The following is an 11,569-nucleotide window of genomic DNA, read 5'->3' on the forward strand; positions in this document are numbered from 1 at the left end:
ATCGTCCCCTGGACGAGAGGAGCCCCGATGACCGTCGGACCAGGCGTCGACATCGGCACCGCGCGTGCCGATGCGGAGAGCGACGCCTCCGTGATCGCGCGGTCCCGGGATGAGCCCGAGGCGTTCGCCGCGCTCTTCGACCGGCACGCCGACGCCGTGCACCGCTACGCGGCCCGCCGCCTCGGTGGCGAGGCCGCCGATGACCTCGTGGCGGAGACCTTCACCACCGCGTTCCAGCAGCGGCACCGCTACGACCCGGCCCGCGGTGCGGGCGCCGACGCCCGGCCCTGGCTGTTCGGCATAGCGACCAACTTGGTCGGTCGGCATCGGCGGGCCGAGGCGCGCCGGTTCAAGGCCATGGCCCGGGTCCCGGCCCCCGCCGACCACGACGAGCCGCTGGCCGACCGGGCTGCGGACCGGGTGGTGGCGCGGGCCGTACGCCGTGAGTTGGCGGCGGCGCTGGCCGCGCTGCCCGCTCGGCACCGGGACGTGCTTCTGCTGGTGGCCTGGGGGGATCTCAGCTACGAGGAGGCGGCCCAGGCCCTCGGTGTCCCCGTGGGCACGGTGAGATCACGGCTGCACCGGGCTCGCACCAAGCTGCGCGAAGCATTGGGCGGAACCAATCCGACGGCACTGCGAGAGGTATCCGACCATGAATGACGAACTCGAACTCCTGAGGGAGTGGGACGCGGACGCGGCGCCGCTCACCGGCCAGGCCCGGGACCGGGCCCGGCACCAGCTGCTCAACGCCATGGCCCACGCGGACCAGCGCGCCGGCATCAGCCCCGGTCGCCGCCATGTACTGCGCTTCGCGGCGGCCGCGGTGGTCGCCACGGCCGTAACGGGGACGGCGGTGCTGATGGGCACGGACGGCTCCGGCGAGGGCAGTGCACCGGGCACGAGCTCCCCGCGGGTGGAGATCGCCGCCGCGACGGTGCTGAACGGGGCGGCGGCGTGGGAACGCAAGCAGGAGAAGGAGCCGGTGGCGCCGCGCGACGACCAGTTCATCTACTCCAAGCGGATCATCAAGGAGACGGAGCAGAAGACAGGCAAGGTCAAGACTTACACCGACGAGATGTGGGACTCGGTGGACGTCTCCAAGCCCTCCTTGTCCATGGAGCTGGGCCGCGAGATGTGGGAGGAGCCCGCGGGCAAGGGCGGCGGGGTGTGGCCACCCCGGAAGTGGAGCGAGCTGAAGAAGCTGCCCCATGACCCGGAGCAGCTCATCTTGGCCATCATCTCCATGGGCTCCCGCACCGACGACCGGTCGGTCAGCGATCTCGACAAGATCGAACGGTACGAGGCCTACTGGCTGCTCGGCGAACTCCTGAAGAACCCGGTGCTGCCCCAGGGGCTTCGGCCCGCGGCGTACGAGGCGCTGGCCGTTGTGCCCGGCGTCAAGACGATCCCGGGAGTGAAGGACTCCGCCGGGCGGACCGGGGTGGGGATCGCCCATACCGGGCGTGGGTCCTCCGAAGACAAGTACCTGATCTTCGCCCCGTCGTCGTATGAATTCCTGGGTTTCCGCGACGAGCGCATCTCCGCTTCCGGGAAGAGGAAGTACATCCAGCTGTCGCACGTAGTGGACTGGGGGATCGTCGACCGGGTGAAGCAGCGCCCGTAGCCGCCGTCCCGCGGCGGGGGCCCACTGGGCTGTCGGCACCGGTAGATGGTCGCCGGCAGCCCAGTGGCGGCGGCCGTCTGGATAGCAAGCAGTCGGTGTAGGAGCGACAGCGGCTGCATCGGCCCCGGGCGATTACGGGCGTTAGGTTCCTGAACCGAGGTTCGATACGTGCCTTACGAGAAACAACCGAAGGTGTGGTGATGCCCGGCTAGGGCCTGTTCCGGAAGTGGACCTGTAGATGACTGCCGACCGGGCGGGCGCCCGAGGGCGTCCGCCCGGGAGTGTCAGAGTTGGCGGAAGTAGACGGTGCGTGGGTGGCGAGTGCAGTCGAGCGACTCGTAGAGGGCTCGAGCCGGTGCGTGGAACTGGTCTCCTCCGGTGCCGATCTCGACGACCTCGGCTCCGAAGGCCCGCATCTGGTCGAAGGCGTGCTCGCACAGTGCCGTGCCCACATGGTGACGTCGATGCTGGGCCGAGACGGCGAGGACCTTGACCTCACCCTTCTTGCGGTCCGGGACGACGTTCCACGCCACGTAACCCGCGATGGTGCCTTCTCCTTCGGCGATGGCGACGTGCGAGTGCCGTTTGGGAGAGTGGAGCTCGGCGACCTGTTTGCGGTAGTCGTCGCGCCAGCTGCCGTGCTGAACAGCGAAGACGGCCTCGCCCATCAAGGGGCGGAAGGGATTCCTCATAGAAGGGCCGGAACGTGTCGATGGTCAGTTCGGTGAGTGGTGCCAGGTCGTGCTGGGTGAATGCGCGGATGAGCACGGAAGTGTGCCTCTCAGGCCGAGGGCTTGATACCCGGGGCGGAACACGGACATCGTGCAGCCCGCCCCCTGCCACAGAATCGGCGGTGAGACGGGCTCCTCAGCGACGTGTACGCCGGGCGTCAAAACACTCCATGGCCCGCATCGTAGCGCCCAGCGTGTACTCCCAATACTTCGATCATAGTCACTCGTTGATGGCTGCGATAAGAACGGCCGCCTCGTAGCGGACCGCCAGCTTGTCGTATCTCGTGGCCACGGCGCGGTGCCTCTTGAGGCGATTGATTCCGCACTCGACTGCGTGACGCTCGCGGTAATCGACCGGGTCGAACTTCGGCGGCCGGCCGCCGCGGGAGCCGCGCTTCTTGCGGTTGCGGGCCTGGTCGGCCTTGTCCGGGATGGTGCAGCGGATACCCCGTCGACGCAGGTAGGCGCGGTTCTTGAGGGAGGCGTACGCCTTGTCGGCCCGCACCCGGTTCGGTCGGGTGCGGGGTCTGCCGGCCCCGGCGCGACGCACCCGGATTTTCTCCAGCACGGGCTCGAATTGCGGGGAGTCCCCACGCTGCCCGGCTGTGATCACGATCGACATGGGCTTCTGTCCCTGCTCGACGGCCAGGTGCAGTTTGGTGGTGAACCCGCCGCGTGAGCGCCCCAGTCCGTGATCTCCGGGCTCGGTGAAGACACCGCCCGGCGGTTCCTTTTGCAGGTCACCCTGCTTGCGTGCCCCGGCCGCATGCTGATGAGCGCGGCACACGGTGGAGTCGATGCTGAGGTCCCACGTGATCACGCCCTTGGCGTCGGCCAGGGACTGGAGCCGGGTGAGGACTCGGTGTCAGGTGCCGTCCCGCTGCCAGCGGCGGAACAAGTCGTAGATCCGGCCCCACGGTCCGTACTGGACGGGCACGTCCCGCCACGGCACACCGGTCCTGATTCGGAACCGTATGCCGTCGATCAGCTGACGCCGGGACCAGACGGGCGGTCGCCCTGCCTTCCTCCCCCGTAGGCAACAACGGCTCTAACACCGTCCCCTGTTCACCCGTGAGATCTCCCCGACCCATGAACCGTGATCATTCACACCTCAAGATCCACTTTCGATACACGGCCTAGGCGACGGCACGGCGGTCCAGGGGGTGGCGCGGTGGCCGCAGCCGCACGCCTGCCCCCGCTCTCGCGGCTTCCTTGGCTCTCTCGGCTCCCCCGACTCCCTCGACGTCTTGGTCAACAGCCATGAGACGAAAGGTACTTGCTTGCCCGAGATGCCTGCTCACCGGCTGAAGCCGGACTCGGCCGATCATCGACCGCGACCGGCGCCGGGCCGAACACGGCTGACGCCGACGTTCTCGCCGTCACCGGACAAGGGGTGTGCCCCCTGCCAAATAGCAGTGGGGCACACCCGGCAGTTCATTCAGCAAGGAGGTGACCTTGCGGCCTAATCAGGGCCGCCGGAAGCTGTTCACGAAAAGGACCGGAGCCCCGTAGTCGTCCTCGTCTGCCACTTCCACGTCGAAACCCGCCGAAGTGAGGATTCCAAGAAGGGCGTCCCGCATATGTACGCGGACGGTTGAGTGATGGCGAAGAGCGAAAGGCTGATTCGCAGGATCGAATCTTCCGCCCTCCAGAAGAGCGCCCTCCAGAAGTTTTACGGCAGCAGTCGTCAGTTCTACCCCCGTGTTCCAGTCCACCACCACTCGGCCGCCGGGGGTGGCTTCCATGTGAACCTCCGCCCCAGGCCTGCCTTCAGGCCCACCCCCAAGTTCAACCCGATGAACGGGAATTCCGGCTTGGGTCAGTGCTCGGCAAGCCTCATCGGCCAGCTTGTCGCGTTCAGCGAGGATCTCCGGTGAGGATTTCAACGGCAGATCAAATTCGTACTCGGCCATACGTCATTCACTTCCCTTCCTGTTGTTGGCCTGCCAGGGAGCGCGCCGAACGCCCCCCGCCAGCTCGCTTGACGTATTCAGCCAGCAGTTGCTTCGCGCCGCTCTCCATGCCGGGGAGGTATGGGACCGACCAGGTGACCGGTGTGCCCTCTTTGAGAGCGGCGGCCAGTTCGGAGGCGCAACTCCCACAGGGTGAGCGCTCAGTGTAGAGAGCGGTGATCTGCTTGGGGTCGAATCCCTTTGCCTTCAGCTTGTCCAGGATCTCTGTCTCCGAGTGACCGGAAAACTTGCTGTTCGCGACCACGAGGTCTCCGGTCTTAGGGTCGTTCCACCCCGGCACCTTGGCGACGGCGACATTGTGCTGCGCTCCGAAGTAGCCGTTCTCGGTCCTGTAGTGGTAGGCCATGCGGCTCAGCTCGTCGCTGTTGTAGCGGATCAGGCCACCGCATCCCGCACCGGGCACGGATGCCGGTGCGGTCAGGAGCCTACGGGGCGTCCTCTTGGTGCAGAACTTGGCAAACTCGTCCAGTGCCCGGTACCCGATGCGGGCGACGACGTCGTCGGCCAGACCGACCGTACGCAGCGCCTTGAAGGCGTCGGTGATGCCGATGCCGGTCCTGACTGCGGCGTCCAACGACCTGACAGCGTCGGCGATGGGCCGGAGAATCTTGCCCGCGAACAAGGTTGCGACATCCACGGCCGCCCAGGCGCAACCGCCCAAGCTCCCCTTCTCACCACCGGGGAGGATCTTCTGGACGCATCTGATCCAGCTCCCGAAGAGGATGTCGATCGGGTCGACGCTCTTCTGGTACTCCGCGATCGTGATGTTGTGTGTGACCTCGGTGGACAGTGCCTTGGTCGAGTGCTCTCCCAGATACACCGTCGAATCGGCGGGGCAGCCCCACTTCATCGCGTCCACGCCTTCGGCGGTGCAGAGGAACAGGTCGAGGTCGGCCTTGTATCCGATTTTCCCGGTGATCGTGCAGTCGCCGTCGTAGAAGAGCTGGTCCCACCAGCCGTCGCAGCCCTCCGTCTTCTTCAGGACCTTCATGTCGCCGACTTTTTCTACGCGGTTGATGACGTAGAACATGCCGCCGATGGATACGCCAGCTTCATCCGGGACCGTTCCGGTCTCGATCTGCTTGTTGGCCTCCTTGCGCTGTGCGGAGTCCGAGGCTTCCTGCGCTTCTTGGGCGTACTTCTCCGCGTCCTTGGCGTACTGCTCGGCCTCGGTCGCCGCCTCGTCGGCACGGTCGGCCGCGGCACGGGCGTCCTTGGCGTCCTGTTCGGCGGCGTCTGCCGCGTCCCTGGCCGCTTGTGCGTCGAGGGCGGCTTCGTCGGCGGAATCGCGGGCGTCCTTGGCATAGCCTTCGGCCCGGCCCGCCGCCTTGTCGGCCGCCTCGGCGTCCGCGGTGGCCTGCTTGCCGTACTCGACCGTGCGGGCCAGGGACTGCGCGGCCTTCGTGGCTGCCTTGGCGGCGGCTGCCGAGTGGCCGAGGGCTTCCTTGGCGTAGCCGCGCGCGGTGGCCGCGTAGCCGGCGGCGTTGGCGGCGTGCTGGTAGGCCGCCTTCGTGTCGTCCTGCGCCTTGTCGGCGATGGCCTTGGCGGCCTTGGCCTCCTCATCGGCGTTCTTGGCGTGGGCGTCGGCGACGGCCTGCTGCTGTTCGGCGATCGTCTTCGAGCCCTGTCCCGTCAGCACCACCAGGGAAGCGGCGCTGTCGGTGTCGGTGTAGGGCGAGCCGATCTGGATCGCGTCGTTGGCCGGCTGGGCCACCTGCACGGCGGCTTTTCCGGCGTCGACGGCGGCCCCGGCGGTGACATGCGCGTACCCGGCGGCCTTCACCGATGCGGCGCGGGCCTTGGCGGACTGTTTGCTCGCCTCGTCCGCGTGGGATTTGGCGGTCTTGGCGAGCTGCTCGGCCTTGTCGGCCTCCCTCACGGCCTGGTCGGCCTCGTAGGCGGCGTCCTTGGCCGCCTGGATGGCGTCGGCGGCGGAGCTGGTGGCCTTCTTGACGGCCGCGTCGGCTTTGAGCTTCGCCGCTTGCGCGTCGTCCGCGTGCGCGCGGGCTCTGTTGGCCGCGGCCTCGGAGCGGGTGGCCGCGGCATCCGCCTCGGCCGCCGCACGGGTGGCGGCATCAGCCTCGGAGCGCGCCTTCTTCGCCGCGGTCTCCGCCTCGGTGGCGTGCTTGTCCGCCTTGTCGGCCGCCGCGCGGGCGTCGTCTGCCGCGTCTCCCGCGTCCAGTGACCGGGCGTGGGCCTGTTTGGCGTCCGCCTTGGCGCGGGCGCTGTCGGCCTTCTGCTCGGCGTCCCACGCGTCGTCGCGCAGGTCGCGCGCCTTGTCGCTGGACTTCTTGGCGTCGTCTCTCTTCGACTGGGCGGTGGCCTCGGCGCCTTCGGCGTCCTCCTTGGCCTTCTTCGCCGTGGCCGCGTGGCCTTGTGCCTTGGTCTTGTGCTCCTTGGCCTCGGCCTGCTTGGCGGCGGCGGTCTCCTTCTCCGCCTTGGCCGTCTTCTCCTCGGCCTCGGCGGCGAGTCGCTTGGCGTGCGCGTCCGCCGCGGCGGCCTTCGCTTCCCCTTCGGCCTTCTCGGTCTCGGCGAGCTTGGCCTCGGCGGTCTCCCTGTCCTCCTTGGCGTTGTCCCGGTGGACCTTCGCCGCGTCCCGGGCGGCCTTGGCCTGCAACTCCGCGACATGTGCCGCTTCCTTGCGGAACTCCGTCTTCGTCTGCGCCGTCTGGGCCAGCGCGCGCTGTGCGATGGTCTTGCTGTCGCCGCCCGAGGCGCGGGTGGCGGCTTCGGCGGTCTCGCCGGCCTTGACCATGGCGTCGAGCGCGGCGGCCGCTCCGTGGGTGACCTGGGCCTTCTGCTGCCCGACGAGGAGACCGCGGCCACGCGGGGCGCCGGCTGTGTCCGCGACCTGGTAGGCCGCCTGTTCGGCGGTGTCGGAACTGGCTGCCGCCTTCTTCGCCTTGGCGGCCTGCGCCTTGAGGAACTCAAGGTTCACCCTGGCCTTGCTACGCGTCTTCGCCATGCCCGCGGCGGCCTGGTTGAACTGGACCTTCGGCGGCACGTCTCCCGCGTAACCGGACGGCTTGATGTCGAACTGCTGCGGGCCGGAGCCGTTGCACGCGCCCAACTGCGCGTTGTGACCGTTGTCGTACTTGGGCAGACTCAGGCACTTGCCCGTCCCGGCGTTCTTCAGCGCCGTGGTGGCGTTCAGGTTGTACTCCCACGTCTGCGCCGGGCCGCTTTTGCACGTCCAGATCTGGATGACCGTGCCGTTGGCCGCAGTGTTGTTGTCGACGTCGAGGCACTTGCTGGAGTTGGCGTTCTCCAGGCGCAGCCCGTTGTCGTCGCCGTGGACCAGCCACTTCTGCGCCGCGCTGCCGTTGCAGGTGTAGATCTGCACCGGGGTGCCGTCGGTCTTCCCGGAACCCTGCACGTCGAGGCACTTGCCCCGTGCGGCGTGCACCTCGATGACCGCCGGCTTGTCGCCGACCGTTCCCACTCCTCCGGGGGACCAGTAGTCCTGCCAGCGGGCCAGGCGATCCGCCGTCCACGAGTAGCCGATGAGCTTGCTGAGCGTCTTGGCACCCTCGGTCAGCGCGTTCGTGGCGTCCTTGTTCGCGTCCAGGATCTGGTTGCGCTGGACCGCCTGGGAGGCGATCTCCTGCTGCCACTCCTGCGTCGCGGTGTCCGAGACCCCGCCGAGGACCTGGCTCGGGTCGATCGCGTCGCGCCACGCGCACGTGGCGAACCGGCTCTTCATGTCCTCGACCGCGATGCGGAACTCCGCTGTGCCCGGCTCCGGCGCCAGCCGGGGAAAGCCTCCGGAGGCCAGGAAGAGACGGGCGTCGTCCGCGCCCATCGGCTCCTCCAGCACCCCGTCGGTCAGGTGCTCGAACGCCTCCTGTTCGGCATAGGCGCGATCACGCTCGTCCCGCGGCAGGCCGGGATCCGGGTCCTGCTTGTAGAGCGGGGCGCCGAGCTCCTTGACCGCCTTGACGGTCGTCTTGTCGGCCGACGGGGTGGTGTCCTCGTAGAAGTCGGCGTCGTCCTGCCAGAACCGGTCACTGATCCACTTCGTCAGACCGGTCTGGGAGTCGAAGGGCTCTCCGTCGTTCCCGGAGGTTCCCGGCGGCCAGTAGAAGCCGGTCACGGAGAACCCCGCCGGTGTGGCGAGACCTTCCAAGGGCTCCTGCCACGTCCCGCGGTCGGCGTACAGGGCCTCTTCCTGCTTGTCGTAGTCCTTCTGGTCGGTGGCGTACGCCGTCGCGAGCGGGGTGTTCTCCCAGTGTTCCCGGTTGGCCAGCGCGTGCAGCCGGTCGGGGTCCTGATCGAGGCCGCTCTGCGCGACGCCCGCCATGGCGGGCCCGCCGAGGCGCAGCACTTCGGTCATCAGACACTGGTCCTGCCGCAGTTGCTCGGCGGCGGTGTCCTGGCTCCAGTCGTACGGTCTGTCGTCGCCGGCGGCCGCACCCGCTCCGGCGAGCCGGTTCAGCAGATCCGGGTGGACGGCGAGCGTGAGCAGCACCGCCACGGTGGTGAGGAGCAGGACCGTCCGGGCGAGGAACCCGGACTTTCCCGGTCTCGGTAACAGGAAACCTGGCGACCTGGAACGCATGAGTGCGTCCCCCCGTCATGAGGAACGCGGCCGGGAGTCATCCGTGAGGCGGTCCCGGCGTCGGTCGTCGCTGGGCCCCTCCCGCAGCGGCACTTGACCCCGGCCGCTGAGTGAAAGTTTCGTGACGGAATGGTGGAGGTCCGTCAGCACGGCGATCACCGTAGGTCCGGGCCAAGCGGCGAACAAGGGTCCAGTTCCGTACGGCTCGAAAGCGCCTGACGGGACTTACGGGTCTGGCGGGTGCAACTCGCGTGTGGTGAAAGGGAGTTACTTATGCGTTTCCTGTGAAGAAGTGGGCGGCCTTCGTTCCAGAACGACTGAAAGCCAAGATCGGCGCCGAGCGAGGCAGGCGGGACTTTCGATACAGGCCCTAGCCGCTGCTCGACAGGATTCCCGTCGTCGCGGGCCGGGCCGACAGACCGCGCCGACGCGGACCGGTCCGGGCATCTTCCGTTACGTCGTCGAGCGCGCAACCGCCTGGCTCCACGGCTTCCGCCGCCTACGCATCCGCTGGGAAGTCTCCACGGCTGCGATGTCTCGCACTGCAGAGGCGAGTAGCCCTCTTCTGCCTGTGGCTGACGTATCTCCGAGATCAGATCACCAAGGTGTGAGCCGACCCTGCACTGGCGCGTTCGCGCCGAAGGGCGTGGCGGTCTTTGGGGGCCCGGGTTCGCCGACCGCGCCGGCCACGCGGGCGCAGTGCCAAGCAGTAGGCGGCTGCCCTGCTGGTCATGCGGGCGAGGAATGGCAGCGTTCACAGACACATGTCGGCACACCGACGCGCGGCGTGCCGCTCGCCGGTGGTCTTGCTGGGAAGCTGACTGCTGGCCGTTGGTCGCCGAAGCGGCGTGAAGTGATCTGCGCCCGCCGCGCGCATCTCCTCCAGCGCGACGCAGGGTGAGAGGATAGGAAATGGTCACACGCAGAGGATTCATCGACGGAGTTTCGGCGGCCGGTGCGGCAGCGTTGTTCGGCGTGCCCCCGTCGGCCTTGGCCGCCACGGCTGAAGATGGGGCTGGGACAGACACCGAGGTGAAGGCGCGTGACGCGATCCGAGAGGTCAACGCGGGGATGCGCGCGAGTTATGCCGCACTCAAGTCCGAGATGATCCGTCGTCTGAGTCCCGTGATCGTGGTCCAAAACGACGCCACCGGTGGCAAATTCACTCTTGTCCGTGACGGAAACCCCCAGCAGTCCGTCAGGCCGGTGCCCGAGCTGTTCGAGCTGGCGAAGTCGATCAGCCACGTACCCCAAGGCATTTTCTCGATCCTTGCCGCGTATCTGAGCGACAGGGTGCCCCACCTCCCCAACGCCTGCCGCATCGACCCCCATGACCTGGACATGGTCGCCTTTGCGGGACCTCGGTCAGACGGCTGGAGCGGCCCGCTCCAGAGTTACGCTGCCACGCTCACCACCGCACGCAGCCAGCTCGGAAAGGCCAACCTGCCCCGTCAACTGGAGTTTTCCTGCGGGCAGATCCTCGATGAAGCGCTCCAAATCATCCGTGATTGCGTCAGCAGCGGGACCTTCGACATGGCCTCGCTCCAGGAGTTCTCGTCCAAGACCTACCCCAGTATCCGCACGAACATGACGTATGCGGCCGCCGCGCAGATCTCGGGTGTGGAAGGGCTCATGCGCTCGTGGCGGGACCTGGTCGGAGAAAAGGCATGGGAGAACCTGTATACCGTCGTGCTGTCGATCTGGACGACGTCGGAGCTGAACCAGGCATCGATCATCATCAGGCGATGCATGAACCCGGCGAAGGTCGCCACGCACCTGATTGACCTGTCGACGGCCGAGGTTCCCCGCGACCCCGTCTTCGTGGCTCTGGACAACCTCGCCCGGATCGTTCAGGACAACGTCTCGGCCGAGACGGTCTTCCCCACCGATCCGGCGATCGCGGACGCCTTCAAGGGCAAAGCGGACCTGCTCTCCGTCGAAATCCTGGACCAGCTCGGAGCGCCGACCGGGGCATCCACTCTCGCTCCCCTGGCGGCGTCCGCCTGTCCCCTCGGTAAGCAGAAGCCGCACCCCGCCGTGTAACGGACTGTTCGGTGCGTCAGCTCCAGTCGCCTGCCCGCTCGTGGCGCGCCCAGGGAGCGGTGGGTGGCGGTGGCGGTGTTATGGGGTTGACCGTGCTGGCCGGGCCGATGACCGCAGGAGCAGTACAGGCCGCTTCGGAGCCCGACGTCATGACGTGAGGGGCGGAGGACGCCGGCCAATTGGGCGACGCGGGCAGCGGGGACCGCCGGTCGCCCGGGGCCGTGACCGGGCCGAACCGGGCCGAGGAGGAAGAGATCTCCACGGGCCGTAGAGGACGGCACCGTGTGGTCGTGGGGCAGTGGTGTGTGCGGGCAGCTCGGCACGAGTGGGCGGACCTCGCAGGACGTGCCTCAGCGGCCCCACCGCCCGCACATCGCCCCCAGATGATCAGGCGATGAGGAGCGAGTCGTCCTCCACGCGAGCGCCAGGCAGCCGGTGGCGCGCGGCGATGAGGGCCGCGTCGATGTCGCGCGTACCGGTCGACACGCACAGGGTGTATTCGACGTCGTTCATGCGCTGCCGCGCCTCGGCGGTGCCGTTCTCGGCGTGCAGGGCCCGCAGTGTCTCGTACTGCTCGACCAGATCCTTCAGCACTGCCGGGTGCGCCATCAGCATCGGAAGCTCCCTTTCACCGAATCCA

Annotated in this window: 9 protein-coding genes and 2 pseudogenes; 5 read left to right on the forward strand and 6 right to left on the reverse strand. The window is 68.0% G+C overall.

The features are described from left to right. Positions 1-27 precede the first annotated feature (27 nt). Together J2N69_RS35585 and J2N69_RS35590 are read left to right on the forward strand one after the other, a co-directional pair. On the forward strand, positions 28-660 hold the full coding sequence (locus tag J2N69_RS35585; protein WP_230904416.1) for an RNA polymerase sigma factor: 633 nt from the start codon (positions 28-30) through the stop codon (positions 658-660). Next, entirely contained in the window at positions 653-1,624 is a 972-nt protein-coding gene (locus J2N69_RS35590; protein WP_230904417.1) for a CU044_5270 family protein, read from the forward strand. The genes J2N69_RS35585 and J2N69_RS35590 overlap by 8 nt, the downstream gene beginning before the upstream one ends. A 284-nt stretch (positions 1,625-1,908) precedes the next feature. On the opposite strand, the gene J2N69_RS35595 is transcribed toward J2N69_RS35590, so the two are convergent. From J2N69_RS35595 to J2N69_RS35610, 5 genes and pseudogenes are all read right to left on the reverse strand, one after another. Further along, positions 1,909-2,316, reverse strand: a complete 408-nt coding sequence (locus J2N69_RS35595) for a GNAT family N-acetyltransferase (protein ID WP_230904418.1) — start codon at positions 2,314-2,316, stop codon at positions 1,909-1,911. 259 nt (positions 2,317-2,575) lie between these two features. After that, positions 2,576-3,446 (reverse strand): annotated as a pseudogene (locus J2N69_RS35600) (IS5 family transposase). Between the two features lie 45 nt (positions 3,447-3,491). Beyond that, positions 3,492-3,617, reverse strand: coding sequence for a hypothetical protein (locus tag J2N69_RS36475; protein ID WP_269075658.1), 126 nt, complete (start codon positions 3,615-3,617; stop codon positions 3,492-3,494). A 204-nt stretch (positions 3,618-3,821) separates the two neighbouring features. After that, the gene (locus tag J2N69_RS35605; protein ID WP_230904419.1) at positions 3,822-4,268 is read right to left on the reverse strand and encodes a hypothetical protein; all 447 of its coding nucleotides are present in this window, start codon (positions 4,266-4,268) and stop codon (positions 3,822-3,824) included. Positions 4,269-4,275: 7 nt separating this feature from the next. Continuing rightward, entirely contained in the window at positions 4,276-8,886 is a 4,611-nt protein-coding gene (locus J2N69_RS35610; RefSeq protein ID WP_230904420.1) for an RICIN domain-containing protein, read from the reverse strand. Between the two features lie 382 nt (positions 8,887-9,268). Between J2N69_RS35610 and J2N69_RS36785 the strand changes: the two are divergent. The 3 genes and pseudogenes from J2N69_RS36785 to J2N69_RS36790 all read left to right on the forward strand — a co-directional run. Further along, positions 9,269-9,403, forward strand: a pseudogene (locus J2N69_RS36785) (IS5/IS1182 family transposase); the annotation flags it as partial. Between the two features lie 395 nt (positions 9,404-9,798). After that, entirely contained in the window at positions 9,799-10,929 is a 1,131-nt protein-coding gene (locus tag J2N69_RS35620; RefSeq protein ID WP_230904421.1) for a twin-arginine translocation signal domain-containing protein, read from the forward strand. A 282-nt stretch (positions 10,930-11,211) separates the two neighbouring features. Further along, positions 11,212-11,316, forward strand: coding sequence for a hypothetical protein (locus tag J2N69_RS36790; protein ID WP_408056860.1), 105 nt, complete (start codon positions 11,212-11,214; stop codon positions 11,314-11,316). Here J2N69_RS36790 and J2N69_RS35625 read toward each other — a convergent pair whose 3' ends face one another. After that, the gene (locus tag J2N69_RS35625) at positions 11,317-11,544 is read right to left on the reverse strand and encodes a DUF5133 domain-containing protein (protein ID WP_230904422.1); all 228 of its coding nucleotides are present in this window, start codon (positions 11,542-11,544) and stop codon (positions 11,317-11,319) included. Between the last annotated feature and the right edge of the window lie 25 nt (positions 11,545-11,569).

It is taken from the genome of Streptomyces huasconensis, assembly GCF_021028635.1.
In the GTDB taxonomy this organism is placed as follows: Bacteria; Actinomycetota; Actinomycetes; order Streptomycetales; family Streptomycetaceae; genus Streptomyces; species Streptomyces huasconensis.